General features: G+C 40.9%; 13 protein-coding genes and 1 pseudogene. 12 read left to right on the forward strand and 2 right to left on the reverse strand.

Annotation, left to right across the window (positions count from 1 at the left end; genetic code table 11):
• Positions 1–197: 197 nt before the first annotated feature.
• On the reverse strand, positions 198–2,774 hold the full coding sequence (locus HW279_RS02085; RefSeq protein ID WP_178957778.1) for a BamA/TamA family outer membrane protein: 2,577 nt from the start codon (positions 2,772–2,774) through the stop codon (positions 198–200).
• Positions 2,775–2,814: 40 nt separating this feature from the next.
• On the opposite strand from HW279_RS02085, the gene HW279_RS02090 reads away from it, so the two are divergent.
• The 7 genes and pseudogenes from HW279_RS02090 (at position 2,815) to HW279_RS02120 (ending at position 9,924) form a co-directional block, all read left to right on the forward strand.
• Positions 2,815–3,537, forward strand: a complete 723-nt coding sequence (locus HW279_RS02090; protein WP_178957779.1) for a TrmH family RNA methyltransferase — start codon at positions 2,815–2,817, stop codon at positions 3,535–3,537.
• A gap of 574 nt (positions 3,538–4,111) precedes the next feature.
• The gene (locus HW279_RS02095; RefSeq protein WP_111972853.1) at positions 4,112–4,672 is read left to right on the forward strand and encodes a nucleotide exchange factor GrpE; all 561 of its coding nucleotides are present in this window, start codon (positions 4,112–4,114) and stop codon (positions 4,670–4,672) included.
• Positions 4,673–4,682: 10 nt separating this feature from the next.
• Positions 4,683–5,804, forward strand: coding sequence for a molecular chaperone DnaJ (gene dnaJ / locus HW279_RS02100; RefSeq protein ID WP_178957780.1), 1,122 nt, complete (start codon positions 4,683–4,685; stop codon positions 5,802–5,804).
• A 449-nt stretch (positions 5,805–6,253) separates the two neighbouring features.
• Positions 6,254–6,975, forward strand: a pseudogene (locus HW279_RS02105) (nitroreductase family protein).
• A 51-nt stretch (positions 6,976–7,026) separates the two neighbouring features.
• Positions 7,027–7,851, forward strand: coding sequence for an alpha/beta hydrolase (locus HW279_RS02110; protein WP_178957781.1), 825 nt, complete (start codon positions 7,027–7,029; stop codon positions 7,849–7,851).
• Between the two features lie 80 nt (positions 7,852–7,931).
• The gene (locus HW279_RS02115) at positions 7,932–8,894 is read left to right on the forward strand and encodes a type I phosphomannose isomerase catalytic subunit (protein ID WP_178957782.1); all 963 of its coding nucleotides are present in this window, start codon (positions 7,932–7,934) and stop codon (positions 8,892–8,894) included.
• Positions 8,895–8,913: 19 nt separating this feature from the next.
• Positions 8,914–9,924 carry a beta-ketoacyl-ACP synthase III gene (locus tag HW279_RS02120; protein ID WP_178957783.1) on the forward strand — a complete coding sequence of 337 codons (1,011 nt, stop codon included), beginning with the start codon at positions 8,914–8,916 and terminating at the stop codon, positions 9,922–9,924.
• A gap of 121 nt (positions 9,925–10,045) precedes the next feature.
• Here the strand turns inward: HW279_RS02120 and holA are convergent, their stop codons facing one another.
• Entirely contained in the window at positions 10,046–11,062 is a 1,017-nt protein-coding gene (gene holA, locus HW279_RS02125) for a DNA polymerase III subunit delta (RefSeq protein ID WP_178957784.1), read from the reverse strand.
• A gap of 36 nt (positions 11,063–11,098) precedes the next feature.
• Here holA and HW279_RS02130 point away from each other — a divergent pair, with 36 nt between their 5' ends.
• The 5 genes from HW279_RS02130 (at position 11,099) to HW279_RS02150 (ending at position 15,517) form a co-directional block, all read left to right on the forward strand.
• Positions 11,099–11,554 carry a type I restriction enzyme HsdR N-terminal domain-containing protein gene (locus tag HW279_RS02130; protein ID WP_178957785.1) on the forward strand — a complete coding sequence of 152 codons (456 nt, stop codon included), beginning with the start codon at positions 11,099–11,101 and terminating at the stop codon, positions 11,552–11,554.
• Positions 11,551–12,528, forward strand: a complete 978-nt coding sequence (locus HW279_RS02135) for a glycosyltransferase family 2 protein (RefSeq protein ID WP_178957786.1) — start codon at positions 11,551–11,553, stop codon at positions 12,526–12,528. Before HW279_RS02130 ends, HW279_RS02135 begins: the two co-directional genes overlap by 4 nt.
• A gap of 915 nt (positions 12,529–13,443) precedes the next feature.
• Positions 13,444–14,688 carry an efflux RND transporter periplasmic adaptor subunit gene (locus tag HW279_RS02140; RefSeq protein WP_178957787.1) on the forward strand — a complete coding sequence of 415 codons (1,245 nt, stop codon included), beginning with the start codon at positions 13,444–13,446 and terminating at the stop codon, positions 14,686–14,688.
• A 143-nt stretch (positions 14,689–14,831) separates the two neighbouring features.
• Positions 14,832–15,188 carry a hypothetical protein gene (locus HW279_RS02145; protein WP_232207512.1) on the forward strand — a complete coding sequence of 119 codons (357 nt, stop codon included), beginning with the start codon at positions 14,832–14,834 and terminating at the stop codon, positions 15,186–15,188.
• A gap of 107 nt (positions 15,189–15,295) precedes the next feature.
• Positions 15,296–15,517, forward strand: a complete 222-nt coding sequence (locus tag HW279_RS02150; RefSeq protein WP_002673751.1) for a DUF2795 domain-containing protein — start codon at positions 15,296–15,298, stop codon at positions 15,515–15,517.
• Positions 15,518–15,707: the final 190 nt, after the last annotated feature.

Below are 15,707 nucleotides of genomic sequence, written 5' to 3' on the forward strand. Positions count from 1 at the left end.
TTTGCTTTGAAGAGTCTTTACAAAATTCCCCTACGAATGTAACGAAAATATGATTGATTAAGTTAGTTTTCAACTTTGCCAAAATTTAAAACTTTGGCAAAGTTTGCGATGCAAAGCCAGCGAATACTTGTAGCTGGGTATGTGACGATTTTTAGACTTTTTGGACACTCTTTACTCAGCTTGTACTCATACTACACTTAAAACGGATAGTTGATACCGAAGTTGAACACGGTTTCTTTAATTCTGAATTTCTTTATCCAGCGGTTGCTCATTTCTTCGGCAGGGTCATATGTAGGTATACCCATATCGAGGCGAATTACAAAGAAGTTGAAGTCGTAACGCAACCCAAATCCGGTACTTAACCCCACATCTTTTAATGAAGAAAGGTCTTTAAACTTGTATTCATCAAAACGAGTATTATCGGCTACGTTCCAGATATTTCCCACATCGGTGAAGAGGGCGCCTTTGAGTGCCCCTAAGATAGGGAAACGATATTCGAGATTGAGCGTAATCTTCATATTGGCTTCGTTGTAATCTAAAATCGAACCACTTGAACCAGGTCCTAAACGATAGGCTTTAAAACCACGGTTATCGGTAGTACCTCCGGCAAAGTAGCTTTGTGAAAACGGAATATTATCGGAGTTGCCATAAGGGATAGCTATCCCTAAGAAGGAACGGAATGCTAATGAACTCTGTTTGGCTATGGGGAAGTGCTTGATAAAATCGACTTCAGCTTTGGCATATTGAGCGTATTCTACCCCAAAAATCTTATTCTTAGTACTACCTTCGGTATTGACCACTTTGTAAGTAGCTGTTAAAGCATTGAGCAAACTCCCCGCTCCTTCTATCTTGAAACGCAATTGTGAGAAGTTGCGTTCAAAAAACTGTGATTTGCTATTGATGATATAAGTAAAACTACTTGATACAATAAAGTCATTATTTGTAATACGACGATAGCGTTCAGAAATAGCATATATAGGCAAAATATCTTCGCCTTGAACTACCAAATTCCTTTCGAATACATCATTTATAAAGTTAAAAGTCCCCTCAGTAGGGGTAAGATTGCCTTTGTCGTCTACATATCGGCTACCTAAACTGTATTTTTTAGCAATATCGTTCAGCCTTTCATAAGTACTTTGGTAAATATTGAAGAAATTACCTGGGTTGATATTGTTTACGTATTGTACGTTTATCAAATCGAAAATGACTTTGTTCTTCTGCTTACGCGGATTCCATACATAGCGCAACAAACCCGAAGTGGTACGTTTGTCGAGCCCTATATTTGTTTGGTAGCTCATACCCGTTTGCAAGATAGTTTGTGGGGTCATATAATAGGGGATGAGCTTGCGCGTATTCAGCGGGAAAACGATAGAAGGAAAGATGAAACGTATATCGCCACTGACTTCTGAGGTATTGAAAAAGCGTGTATCTTTAAGCGTAGGTTGCGAGGCAAAAGTACCTTGTAAGTTCAGTTCTAAGGTTTCTGCTCCACGAAAGACATTGCGTGCTGCAAACGAAGTTCCTACCCCAAAACCTATCGCCTCAATCTCAGAACGCTTTACCTCATTGGTAAGTCGCAATGAAAACTTATCTAAGGACGAAAGGTAGATATTCGCATCGAGTTTGTTTTGCAAAGTGTCATTGGTAGCGTATTTGAAGTCCATATTTGGGTAGCGGAACACGCGCAGGTTGTTGAACTGTCGGTAAGTATTTCCGCGCTCTAAATCGGAGTAGATTTGTCCTTTTTTGAGGCTTGTAGCGTGATACAACACACGTGGACGATAACGCAACTTGTCCTTGTAATAAATAATCATATTGCGATACTCCAAAGAATCTAAAGAGCTCTTATCTACCTTGTTGTCGTAATCGGTATATAGACGTACTTTATTGATGTAGTGCATCTTATACTTCTTGGCGGTAATCACATCGCCATCGCGTTCTATAAGGTCGCCTATATCAGTAGTTACTTGCAGTTTGTTGTCTTTTTGAGTTGTAACCGTATCGCGCTCGATTTGGAAGTTGATGGAGCTTTGCTGAAAAGTATAAAAACCGTTGTTGCGAAAGAGTTCGTAGAGGCGTGAACGTTCATTGCTAAAATCGGTAAGCTGGTAAGGTGCTCCTGATTTTAGGAACGTTTTTGCCTTGTTTTGCTGGTAAACTGAATCTATTTCAGGGGAAGTGATATGGGTCTTTAAGCTATCGATATAATAGCGCTCGCCGGTAGTGATATAATAGCCCACTTTGGCTTGTTGTTTTTCTTCATTAGGAAGAATGAAGATGCTATCAGTTACTTTGTTATTGAAATAGCCTATACTTCTGAAATAAGCTCCCAACTGCTTGGTGGATTTGTGTACGCGTGCTGTATCTAATACCGATGGGGCTTCTCCTATCTTCTGCAACTGGTGATCGATGCCTGAAACGAAAAACGACTTCTGTAAGCGACCTACTTGTTTTTTAGAGAGAAAACCATCTAAAAACCTATGCCAACGAGGGTGTGTATCGAGCCATTGAACAAAATCCTTTTCGGCATTAGGGTTTCCTAAATTGTAGATATATAGACTGATAGGCATTCCTAAAACATACGAATTGGGCTTTTGTAATACAAAATTGTTTATCTTTGCATCGTCGGTCTTAGTACCATTCACATATACGAGGTTTTCACGGAGCAAATGGCGGTCGTTAGGGACACGCTTGGTAGCATCGCACGAAAAGAGAGCAATGGCTAACACGAATAACAGACTGATAACGCTTAGTTGGGAAAGAGATTTTCTCACAAGTTTTTGTTTTTAGGGCTCAAAAATACACAATTATTTTATGCTTAGCAAAAATCAAGTAAAATTAATTCAGAAATTACAACAGAAGAAATACCGCAATGAGCTGAATCTCTTTATAGTAGAGGGGAAAAAGAGCATTGTGGAATTTCTGCAAGCGGGTTACCGTTTAGAGTTACTTATTGCTACCGAAGTGTTCGCCACAGCGCTGAACGGTCAGCCTATTACCTTAGTGAGCAAGGAGGAACTGCGGAAGGTGAGTAGCCTCAAAAATCCCGATGAGGGCTTGGCGATTTTCCACCAACGCCAACATAAGGGCATCTTGCAAGAGGGTGTAATCCTCGCCTTAGACAATGTGCAAGACCCTGGTAATTTGGGTACGCTTATCCGCCTCTGCGATTGGTTTGGTATCGAAACGCTTATCTGCAATAGCCAAACGGTGGATTGTTACAACCCGAAAGTAGTACAAGCCACTATGGGTTCTCTCACAAGGGTTGCCGTGCATTACGTGGATTTAGCAGGATTCTTGGCAACTTGTGCGCTACCTTTATACGCAATGGATTTGGACGGTGAGAACCTCTACACTACCGAATTTCCCGAAGATTGTGTGTTAATCTTAGGCAACGAAGCTAACGGTATTAGTCCCGAAGTACGCGCTTTGGCTGATGGCATTATCACCATTCCGCGTTTTGGCAAACTGCAACAGACGGAAAGTTTAAATGTGGCAATGGCGGGAGCGATAGTGGTGAGCCAGGTAAGAAAATAGGATAATTAGAAAATTAGAAAATGAGAAAATGGGGTAAATGCCAATAATACCAGAAATACCAGAAATGCCAATAATACTAACAAGGGGAATGGACGGGTCGGACTTTTCAGAAGGGTCGGACAGGTCAGAGGATAGGTTGTAGGATTCGGAAGGAAACGGAGTAATTCGGAAGAGGAGAGGGAGAGATTTTGGTAAAAAAAGGCTGTAAGATGGGTGGGGTTAGGATATAGAAAGGATATAGGAATGATGAACGAATGATGGACGATTGTTATAGAAAGGGTGTATAAATAGTTGATTCATAATATCATACAACAACGTTAAAAATGTTAAAAACAGGGTTTCGAGGCGAAAGAAAAAGAATAGGCAATAGGCCTTAGGCCATAGGCACTAAGGAGGTAACATTCCCCTTTACACATACCCAGCTGTCGCGGGGCACATACCCAGCTATCGCTGGCTACCTTCAAAGCGGGAATGAAGAGAGGGGCATTGGGGGGCTTCTGTCAAATTGTCACCTTTTTAGCCTTTGGCAAATTATTTGCTACCTACTAACGAAATAAACTAAAAATGAATCATTATGATTACCGAAGATATTAAAAACGATGACTTAGAACTTGAACAAGAGGCAACTGATAACACTCCTTCGGAAGAAGTTGAAGAACCTACTTCTGTTGAAAATACCGAAGAGCCCGTTAAAGAAACTTCAGAAGACCTTCTTGCAAAAGAGAAGGACAAGTTTTTGCGTTTGTTTGCTGAGTTCGAAAACTATAAGAAGCGCACTGCGAAGGAACGTGCAGAGCTCTTTAAAACTGCTGGACAAGACATTTTGTCAGCCTTGTTACCTATAATAGACGATTTTGACCGTGCTTTGGTAGAATTGGCTAAATCGGCTGATGAACATACTCTTAAAGGGGTGGAACTCATCTATAATAAACTAATAAACACTCTCAAATCAAAAGGATTAGAGAAAATAGAAGTTGCCCCTAACGACACTTTTGACAGTGAACATCACGATGCAGTTACCCAAATTCCTGCTCCTACTCCTGAAGACAAAGGCAAAATTGTAGATGTTGTGCAAACAGGCTACAAATTAGGCGATAAAGTAATACGTTTCCCTAAAGTAGTGGTAGCACAATAAGGAGGAAGGAATGAAGAAAGATTACTACGAAATATTAGAAGTACAGAGAACGGCTACCGCTGCTGAAATAAAAAAAGCGTATCGGAAGCAAGCCTTGAAATATCACCCAGACAAGAACCCTGGTGATAAACAAGCTGAAGAGAACTTTAAATTGGCTGCCGAAGCCTATGAAGTGCTCAGCGATGATAACAAACGCGCCCAGTACGACCGCTTTGGTCACGCTGCCTTTGAAGAAGGTATGGGTGGCGGAGGCTTCTCGATGGACGATATATTCAGTCAGTTTGGAGATATTTTTGGTGGACATTTCTCGGGCTTTAGTGGTTTTAGTGGTTTCGGAGGAGGAAGCGGTCAGCAACAAGTGTACGTAAAAGGAGAAAACTTGCGTATACGGGTGAAAGTTACGCTTGAAGATATCGTAAAAGGCACTGAGAAGAAAGTAAAAGTACGCCGTAAGGTAAAAGCTGAAGATACTACTTATAAAACTTGTCCTACTTGTCACGGACGCGGGCAGGTAGTACGCCAAATGAATACGATGTTAGGCGTAATGCAAACGGCTACTACTTGTACTGCTTGTGGAGGCTCGGGCGAAGTGATTGACAAACGTGGTGCTGACAGCGATTCGCAAGGATTAAAAACCATAGAAGAGACTATTCCTATCACAATTCCCGCAGGAGTGATAGATGGTATTCAGTTAAAGATAAACAACAAGGGTAATGAAGCGCCTACGAAGAATGGTGTAGCGGGTGATTTGCTTGTGCTCATCGAAGAACAAGAACACGAAACCTTAAAACGCGAAGGCGACAACTTGCATTACGATCTTTATATTAGTTTTCCTGAAGCGGTTTTAGGTGCTTCTAAAGAGATTGAAACGGTTACAGGAAAGGTGCGCATTAAACTAGACGAGGGAATACAGTCAGGGAAGATATTGCGCTTGCGTGGTAAAGGTGTACCTAACTTGCAAGGACGGGGTGCCGGTGACCTTATCATTCACGTGAATGTATGGACGCCTAAAAAGCTCACCGACAAGCAAAAAGCTTTCTTTAAGGAAATGCAAGAAGACGAGAACTTCGCTCCTAAACCCGACAAGAACGAGAAATCGTTTTTTGAGAAAGTAAAAGAAATGTTTTCATAGGTTATTATTTTACTTAATAAACAAAGAGAGACTGCCAAGAAGGTGGTCTCTTTTTTGTTAGGTAAAAGGTGAAAACCACATAGACAGATTAATTAGCAAATTAGAAGATGAGAGAATTAGAAAATGGGGGTGCGAGCTTGAGTTAGAGAAATGAGGCTGCGCCTTGTAAAATGGGGAGGCGTTTGGTCGCGTACTTTCGGAGAAAATCGGAGGAGTTGGGAAAAGGAGGTAAAAGAGAAAAGGCAAAGACAATAATAGATAGTATGTATGTGAAATAATATGGAAGAAATATTACTATTGTTTATATTGAGGAAAAGTTGTACTTTTGTATTTTAGTAATAGAGTCAAATCGGGCAAGGTGAACGATTCAGAAGGGTTTGTCTTTGGCGAACTAATTATATGTGAGCGAATTGCCTTTCGCCCTTACGATGACTAAAAACTAACGAACTATGTTAAAAGATATATTGACTTTAGGAGAGCGGTGCGTTATTATGCGCCTACGCCCATAAGTGAGGAGAAGGTGCGCGAATGTCTTAAACTTGCCACACTGGCACCTACCAGCTCTAATATGCAGTTGTACGAGCTCTACCACATCACCGATAAGGCTTTGTTAGAGAAATTAGCACACGCCTGCCTCGACCAGCGTACGGCTACCACGGCACAACAAATGGTGGTATTCGTTACTCGTCAGGACAAACACCGCGTCCACGCTCGTGCTATCTTGGAGTTTGAACGTGGCAATGTACAGCGGAACAGTCCGCCCGAAAGGCAAGCCAAGCGTATTAAAGATAAAGAGGCGTATTACAGTAAGCTGATGCCTTTTGTGTATAGTAGATTTTTTGGGTTGCTAGGGCTCTTCCGCAAAGCGTTTGGGGTGGTTACCAGTTGGTTTCGACCTATGATGCAACAGCTCTCGGAAGGCGATATTCGCGTAAGTGTACACAAAAGCTGTGGACTCGTAGCACAGACCTTTATGCTAGCAATGGCAGAGGAGGGTTATGATACTTGTCCGTTAGAGGGTTACGATAGCAGACGCATTAAGAAGTTGTTACACTTGCCTTGCGGGGCAGAAGTGAATATGGTGATTACTTGTGGACTTCGTGAACAGCGCGGTATCTGGGGCGAAAGGTTTAGATTGCCGTTTGAGGAAGTGTACAGACATAATGATTAATGGTTAATGAATAATGATTAGATACTAATAACTGTTTAATAATTCAAATATATGAAACTTAGGAACATAATTTTTACTTTTTTAGTTACTATTAACTTGGTAAATGCCAAAACTGAACCTGTAACTATTCAGGGAGCTGTAGGAACACTTCGCGGAGTGGTAACCACTCCTGATACTGTGAAAAAGTCTCAGAAAATCCCTACCGTGATTATCTTTCACGCACTGACTAGCAATAAAGACAAAAAGCTATATGCTACTTTGGCAGATAGCTTAGTGGCACACGGTATTGCCTCAGCACGCTTTGACTTTAACGCACACGGGGAAAGTGAAGGAGATTTTAAGAAAATGTCGTTAGATAATGAGTTAGAAGATGCACGGCGCATAATGGCATTTACTAAAAGACTCCCTTTCGTAGGAAAAATAGGCTTAATAGGACACTCGCAAGGAGGGGCTATAGCGATGCTTTTGAGTGCAGAATTAGGAAAGAAAAACGTTAAAGCATTAGGCTTGTTAGCACCTGCTTCTACAATTCACGACATACTATCACAAGGGGTACTATTCGATGCCACTTTCGACCCATTGAATGTACCTGAGGAGCTTTCCTTTTTTGGAGGGAAAGTAACTGTAGGGAAGGACTATATCCTCTCAGCACAACGGTGCAAACTCATTCAGAAAGCGAGAGCATATAAAGGCAATGTATTGGTAATTCACGGTACGGGCGATAGAATGCTTTCTTATACTTACAGTGAAAATCTGCCTTATTTCTATAAACATTGTAAAGTAAGTCTCATTGAAAAGGGAGACCATTTGTTTACGTCGAAAGAAGCGCAAGCAGCAGAGATGATGACACAATTTATGCTGAAAAACTTAAAATGATTAGTAAATGTGCTAACAACTGATTGGCTAATTAAAAAAATATTCATATCTTTGCACTTTAACTAACAACCTTAATAAAAATGTATCCAATAAAATTTAAACCTATCCTCAAAGAACGCCTTTGGGGAGGTACTAAACTAAAAACATTATTCAACAAACCTATTGAAAGCGATATTACAGGCGAAAGCTGGGAAGTATCAGGCGTACCTGGTGATATCTCAGTAGTAGCCAACGGAGCTCTTGAAGGTAAAAGTCTCCAAGAACTCATAGATTTATACCCTAATGAACTGCTTGGCAAACACGTGCACGAGCGTTTTGGTCACGATTTCCCTATCCTTATTAAGTTTATAGATGCACGCGAAGACCTCTCTATACAAGTGCACCCTAACGATAAATTGGCAAAAGAACGCCACAACTCTTTTGGTAAAACCGAAATGTGGTATGTGCTTCACGCCGATGCAGGAGCTGAACTGATTGTAGGTTTCAACAAAACAGTAACCAAAGAGGAGTATCAACAGCACCTCAATAGTGGTACACTCACCGATATTCTCAACTACGAAAAAGTAAAAGATGGCGATACTTTCTTTATCAATACGGGCAAAGTACACGCCATAGGTAAGGGAATTATCATTGCCGAAATACAACAAACCAGCGACATCACCTACCGCGTGTACGATTTCAACCGTCGCGATAAAAATGGTAACCTGCGCGAACTCCACACTGAACTCGCTCTTGATGCTATCGACTACGAGAAGAAAGACGACTTTAAAGTGGCTTATACCAAAGACTCTAACACGGTAAACAAAGTGGTGAATTGTCCTTATTTTATTACCAATTTGCTACCGCTTACCGCCGATTATGAAAAACAACTTTCACAAGACGATTCTTTCCATATCTATATATGCGTAAAAGGCGAAGGAACCATCGGTGATGGCACTACCGAATTGCCTATCAAGCAAGGTGAAACAGTGCTTTTCCCTGCTTCTTGCCACCAATTAGAGGTAAAAACCAAAGGAATGGATTTATTGGAAGTATATATTTAGACAACTAAAAACTAAAAATATGTTATATCGTTCAAGAATTAAGGGATTAGGATTTTACGTCCCTGAAAATGTAGTTACTAACGACGACCTATCCAAACTAATGGATACTAGCGATGAATGGATTCAAGAGCGCACCGGTATTCAGCAGCGTCGTCACGCACTAAGAGGTAGTGACACTACTACCTCAATGGGGGTAAAAGCAAGTTTGAAAGCTATTGAAGCCGCTAATATCAATAAAGAAGAAATCGACTTTATTGTGTTTGCTACACTTAGTCCCGACTTCTTTTTTCCAGGTTGTGGGGTATTGGTACAAAAAGAATTAGGTTTGCCTACTGTGGGAGCTCTTGATATTCGCAACCAATGTTCGGGCTTTATCTATGCCCTTTCAGTAGCCGACCAGTATATCAAAACGGGTATGTACAAAAATATCCTTGTGATAGGTGCTGAAACCCAATCGCCCGCACTGGATATGACCACTCGCGGTCGCAATATGGCAGTGCTCTTTGGCGATGGTGCAGGCGCTGCTATTGTCTCTCGCTCCGATGACCCCGAGCGCGGTATTCTCTCCACTCACTTGCATAGCCAAGGTGAATATGCCGAACAATTAGCAATGATTACCCCAGGGGTAGGTACCAAATGGGTAACCGAATTATTGGCAGAAAACGACCCTGATGATGTGAGTTATTACCCTAATATGAACGGTCAGTTTGTATTTAAAAATGCTGTGGTTCGCTTTGCGGAAGTGATAGAAGAGGGATTGAAAAGCAATGGTCTTTCTCACAAAGATATTAATATGTTGATTCCTCACCAAGCTAATTTGCGTATCTCACAGTTTGTACAACACCAATTCAAACTCACCGATGAACAAATATTCAACAATATAATGAAGTACGGTAACACTACCGCAGCTTCTATACCTATCGCCCTTACCGAAGCAGTTCAAAAAGGAAAAATCAAGGACGGAGACCTCGTAGTACTTGCTGCCTTTGGTAGTGGCTTTACTTGGGCAAGTGCTATCATCCGTTGGTAGGCCATAGCGTGGCAGGCAGTCACAGTGTGACATAGAATAAAAAGGCTGTTGAACAGATAAGTTTGTTCGACAGCCTTTTTTATATGTACAAATTACTGGTGTACCCCACAGTAACCTTTTATCATTGAGCACTAAGCATTATAATAAGTTCTTTGCGGAGGTCAGCTTCTGTGAGGTTATTAGTAGCACCTAATCCTTTGCTTTTTAGGTCTATTTCACGTAAGGCAGCTATGATGGCGCTTACGCGCTTCATTGGGTAATGTTGAGCACCTGAACGAAGGTCTTTGATGCCAAAGATAGGTACTTTTAGGGTCGCCATTACATTCTTTTCACTTTGGTCGGTGAGACCGTGAAAGCCTAAGAGCTGTTGGAAATAACCGTAAAGCACCGTAAGTGTCATCACCAAAGGGTTGTCCTTAGGATTATCGGCGAAGTGTTTCAAGATACGCGTTATCTTGTACATATCGTGAACTGCAATAGCATTCTTGAGTTCATAATTATTAAACTCCTTGCTAATCCCTATATTCTTCTCTATAATATCAGGCGTTATTTCTGTATTTTCGGGGACGATGAGCGCCAATTTGTTTACCTCGTTTTGTATCCTACTCAAGTCGGTACCCAAGAAATCTACTAACATCTGTATCGCTTTAGGCTGAATACTGAGATGTTTCTTCTTCAACACATCAGGTAGCCACGTAGCTATCTGATTTTCGTAGAGTTTTTTACTTTCCAAGAGCACGCAATCCTTATTCTTTTGCAAGGTTTTCAGCAATTTCTTGCGAGCGTCCAACTTCTCGTATTTGTAACAGAACACCAATACGGTCGTAGGCGTAGGGTTCTCTACATAAGGCACGAGTTGGTCGATAGTGCTTTTGAGGTTTTGCGCCTCTTTTACGATAATTACTTGGTGGTCGCTCATCATCGGGAACCGACGTGCATAGTCGATAATAGCCGGCACACTCACGTCCTGACCATAGAGCACTATCTGGTCAAATCCCTTTTGGTCTTCTTGTAATACGTGGTCTTCGATGTAATCAGAGACAATATCTATGAAATAAGGTTCTTCCCCCATCAGGAAGTAGATAGGGGCTATAATTCCTTTTTTTATGTTAGCTACAATAGTTTTTACTTCATTCATAGTGCAAAAATACAAAAAATATTCTACTTTTGCAGTATGGAAGCTCTAAATTTCAAAAACTACTCTTTTCGCCTGAAAAAAGCTGACGATAAGTTGTGGATATTCGACCTTATTCGTCGCAAGTACGTGGTACTACAACCCGAAGAATGGGTGCGCCAACACGTAGTACATTTCCTCATAGAAGAAAAAGGTTATCCAAAATCGCTTATCAATGTCGAGAAAAAGCTCTCTGTAAACGGACTCGCTAAGCGTTACGACGTGGTAGTCTATTCCAAAAAAGGAGTAGTGCTCTTGGTAGTGGAATGCAAAGCGCCTAACGTGACTATCACCCAACAAACATTCGATCAGATTGCACGCTATAACCTCAGCCTTAATGCTCAATACCTAATGGTCACTAACGGCATTACTCATTATTATTGCCAAACAGACTATAACCAATACAAATATATATTCTTAGCAGACCTTCCTCATTATAACGACCTCACACTATGACTCTCGCCATCGTAATACTCAACTGGAACGGCAAAACACTGTTGCAACAATTCCTCCCCTCGGTAGTACAATATGCTTCCGAAGGGCAAATCTATGTGATTGACAATGCTTCTACGGACGATTCCATCGCTTTTCTACGCTCACACTTCCCCGAAGTAACTATCCTAGAAAACCCTACTAATAGTGGGTATGCAGGGGGGTATAATCACGCTTTACAACACATTGAAGCTGATATCTTCTGTCTGCTCAACTCCGATGTACGAGTAACCGAAGGCTGGCTCACTCCCATCTTACGCACTTTTGAAGACGAACGTATTGCCGTAGTACAACCCAAGATAAAAGATGAAAAACGCCCCTCTTATTTCGAGTACGCAGGAGCAGCTGGGGGCTTTATCGACAAGTACGGGTTTCCGTATTGCAGGGGGAGAGTATTTGAGCACGTAGAAGAAGATAAAGGTCAGTACAACACCCCTTCCCCCTCCCCTATCTTTTGGGCATCGGGGGCGTGCTTTTTTATTCGCGCAGAAGTATTCCATCTATTAGGTGGCTTCGACGAAGATTTCTTCGCACATCAAGAAGAAGTCGACTTGTGTTGGCGGGTACATCACTTCGGCAAGCAGGTAGTGTATTGCGCCGAGAGTACTGTCTATCACGTGGGAGGGGCAACACTCACGGCTACTAACCCTAAGAAAACCTACCTCAACTTTCGCAACAGCCTTTTTATGTTACTGAAAAACCTCCCTCCCAAAAGTCTTTACACTACGCTTTTCCTCCGTATGGTGTTGGACGGCATTGCAGGAATGCGTTTCCTTTTGCAGGGCAAACCGTGCTTTTTGTGGGCAATTGTGAAGGCACATCTCCATTTCTATAAAAGATTTCACTTCTTTAAAAAGAAGCGTCCTTCTCAGCTTATCACTGATTATTACCAAAAGAAATCCATTGTGTGGGAACACTTTGTTGTAGGCGACAGATAAATAGATGTCTGTTTGATATATAACAATTATCTTTTCTGTCACACTTCCCCCCTAGTGCCTATGGACTAAGACCCCAACACCACCCCATTTTCTCATTTTCTAATTTGCTAATTCTCTTCCCCTTTCCGTCATACTTCCCCCCTATTACCTCCGTCATTCGTCATTCGCTCCTCGTCACTACACCCCCTCTCCTTGGGAGAAGTCTCCGAATAGGAGAGTATGTGATTGGGGTGAGGATTCTCTTTCTTTCTCTCCGAAACCCCGTTTTTAACATTTTTAGCCTTGTTGTATTACAGTGTTAATCAATCATTTATATACCCTTTCTATACCAATCGTCCAAGATTCGTATAAGCTTCCTATAAGCTCTCTATAAGCTAACCCCACCCTCCTCACAGCCTTTTTTCATCAAAATCTCTCCCTCTCCTCTTCCGAACCTTTCCGTTTCCTTCCGAATAGTTCTAACAGTCCTAAAACATCACTTTTTCATCTCAAACTTTGGCAAAGTTTAAAGCTTTGCCAAAGTTGAATAAACTGACTATATTCTCTTATTTCCTCATTCTCCTCAACGCTTCCATTTGCTAATTTTTTCTCGCCTGCCGTGCTACGGCTACCTGTGTGGCTCGCACCTTTGACAAAGTTAATCACCCGTCGATTTTTCGTCACTACATTCCCTCCTTGAGGCGGGCTAGGGGAATGTTACCCCTTTTGAAGATAGCCAGCAACAGCTGGGTATGTGCACCGCGAGAGCGGAGTATGTGAAAAAGGAGGTGTTCATACAACAATAATGACCGTCGCTCCCCCCTAATGCCTATGGCCTATGGCCTCACTCCTCCCCATTTCCAAATTTTCTCATTTTCAAATTTGCTAATTTACTAATTGTTTTATACTTTTGCACCTGAAAACAACTTCACTATTATGAAAAGAAAAACCGTTCTCATTATTTTAGCTGTTATATTGCTAATTATCATTTTGATTATTGGTAAAAAAGCAGGTTGGTTTGGCGAAGAAAATTCTGCCATAAACGTCGAAACTCAAAAAGTAATTCCTACAACAATCATCCAAAAAGTGTCGGCTACAGGAAAAATACAACCCGAATTAGAAATCAAGCTATCGTCGGAAGTATCAGGCGAAATTATAGAACTCCCCGTAAAAGAAGGGCAAATGGTAAAAAAAGGCGACCTTTTGGTGCGCATCAACCCCGATATTTACCAATCGGTAGTAAAGCGTAGTGCTGCAAGTTTAGAAACCGTACGCGCCAGCTTACAACAGTCCAGTGCTACCCTCAAAGAAGCCGAAGAGAGCTATAAGCGCAACAAAGTGTTGTTCGATAAGGGCGTAATCTCAAAATCCGATTGGGATAAAGCTGTTTCAGCCTACGAGGTAGCCAAAGCCTCTCGCGAGTCAGCTCGTTTTAATGTACAGAGTGCAATGGCAAGTGTTTCCGAAGCCCAAGACAACCTCAAAAAAACGATTATTTATTCTCCTACCGATGGCACCATTTCTAAGCTCAGCGTAGAGTTGGGCGAGCGCGTGGTAGGTACAATGCAAATGACGGGTACCGAGATTATGCGTGTGGCAAATCTTCATAATATGGAAGTGGAAGTAGATGTAAATGAGAACGATATCGTAAAAATAAGCGTAGGCGACTCGGTGAATGTCGAAGTAGATGCTTACCTGAAACGCGTGTTCAAAGGTACTGTTACCAATATCGCCAATACCGCCAATGCCACCACCAGCGCAGACCAAGTAACGAACTTCAAAGTCAAGATACACATCGAAGAAGCATCGTATAAAGACCTCTCAGAAAACAAACCGGTTGGCTATTCGCCCTTCCGTCCAGGTATGACCGCAACGGTAGATATTATCACCCAAACCAAAAAAGACGTAGTTGCAGTTCCTATCAGTGCCATTATTGTAAAAAAGAAATCAGAAATCGACCCTAAAACTCCTAAGGAAGAAGCCGACAAAAAGCAGGAAGCGGTGTTTGTGCTCAAAGACGGTAAAGCCGAACTCCGTGCGGTAACTACTGGCATTCAAGACAATGTGAATATCGAAATCCTTTCAGGTGTAGCTAAAGATGAAGAGATTATCACAGGACCTTATAATGTGATATCTAAGACTCTTAAGAATAATGAAAAAGTTAACAAATTAGCAAATTAGTAAATTAGAAGGAACAGAAGAATATCAAAAACTATCTGACGAAGAGAAAGAAGAAATATTTAAAATAGCAAAATATGAACGTGAAGCAAATCCTAACAATCTTTGTAATTAGTCTTCTAATATTTCTTAGTAGTTGCAATTCTATGAAAAGGCAAATAGATCCTTATCAAGAGAAAATTGGCAAGAAAGGCGATGATTACTCATTGTCTTATTATAAAAGTAAAAGGGCGTCGGTTAAAAGTATTTTAAATATTAAAATTTTTGAAGGAGACGGCTCTTTGTCAACTAGTAATTTGTATTTACATATTAATGGACTGCCTATTATTTCAAATTATAAAGAAGCTAATTTTTATCTTCTTCCTAATAGAAAATACGATGTGCAAGTCACTACTTTTTCAGGGTATAAAGGTGTGTATATAAATAATATAAAGATGAAAGAGAAAGATTCGGTAGTGCTAAATGTATATCTGAAAGAACCTGCTCTGATATTTTGTGAGTAGCACAAAATGAAGAAAGGCTATACACACCGTGACAAATTAGCAAATTATTTTGTATAATAAATAAAAAGTATTACTTTTGCGCAAAATTTATAAAATTCTATTAGTTTATGTATTGGACGTTAGAACTTGCATCTTATTTAAGTGATGCTCCTTGGCCTGCTACTAAAGACGAGCTTATCGATTATGCTATCCGTACAGGCGCTCCTATGGAAGTGGTGGAAAACCTTCAAGAAATAGAAGACGAAGGGGATATGTATGAATCTATCGACGAAATCTGGCCTGATTACCCGTCGGAGGAAGATTACCTATGGAATGAAGATGAATATTAAAAACAAAAATAAAAAGTCTCTCTGAGGAGACTTTTTTTAATTTGCAAATCAGCAAAGTAGCAGATTAGCAAATCAATATAGTGACAAATTGTCAGTTCTCGCCTTTTGGTATATTTATTGACAAACTTACAGTATGACCTTTGTCAAGGTTCTAAATTGCTTGTCGTGCTACGACCTTTGGCAAAGTTAA

Source organism: Capnocytophaga sp. oral taxon 903 (genome assembly GCF_013394785.1).
GTDB lineage: Bacteria > Bacteroidota > Bacteroidia > Flavobacteriales > Flavobacteriaceae > Capnocytophaga > Capnocytophaga ochracea.

Coding starts and splice junctions, on each gene's coding strand:
- HW279_RS02090 (WP_178957779.1), top strand. CDS start 2,815: ATGCTTAGCAAAAATCAAGTAAAATTAATTCAGAAATTACAACAGAAG.
- HW279_RS02095 (WP_111972853.1), top strand. CDS start 4,112: ATGATTACCGAAGATATTAAAAACGATGACTTAGAACTTGAACAAGAG.
- dnaJ (WP_178957780.1), top strand. CDS start 4,683: ATGAAGAAAGATTACTACGAAATATTAGAAGTACAGAGAACGGCTACC.
- HW279_RS02110 (WP_178957781.1), top strand. CDS start 7,027: ATGAAACTTAGGAACATAATTTTTACTTTTTTAGTTACTATTAACTTG.
- HW279_RS02115 (WP_178957782.1), top strand. CDS start 7,932: ATGTATCCAATAAAATTTAAACCTATCCTCAAAGAACGCCTTTGGGGA.
- HW279_RS02120 (WP_178957783.1), top strand. CDS start 8,914: ATGTTATATCGTTCAAGAATTAAGGGATTAGGATTTTACGTCCCTGAA.
- holA (WP_178957784.1), bottom strand. CDS start 11,062: ATGAATGAAGTAAAAACTATTGTAGCTAACATAAAAAAAGGAATTATA.
- HW279_RS02130 (WP_178957785.1), top strand. CDS start 11,099: ATGGAAGCTCTAAATTTCAAAAACTACTCTTTTCGCCTGAAAAAAGCT.
- HW279_RS02135 (WP_178957786.1), top strand. CDS start 11,551: ATGACTCTCGCCATCGTAATACTCAACTGGAACGGCAAAACACTGTTG.
- HW279_RS02140 (WP_178957787.1), top strand. CDS start 13,444: ATGAAAAGAAAAACCGTTCTCATTATTTTAGCTGTTATATTGCTAATT.
- HW279_RS02145 (WP_232207512.1), top strand. CDS start 14,832: ATGAAAAGGCAAATAGATCCTTATCAAGAGAAAATTGGCAAGAAAGGC.
- HW279_RS02150 (WP_002673751.1), top strand. CDS start 15,296: ATGTATTGGACGTTAGAACTTGCATCTTATTTAAGTGATGCTCCTTGG.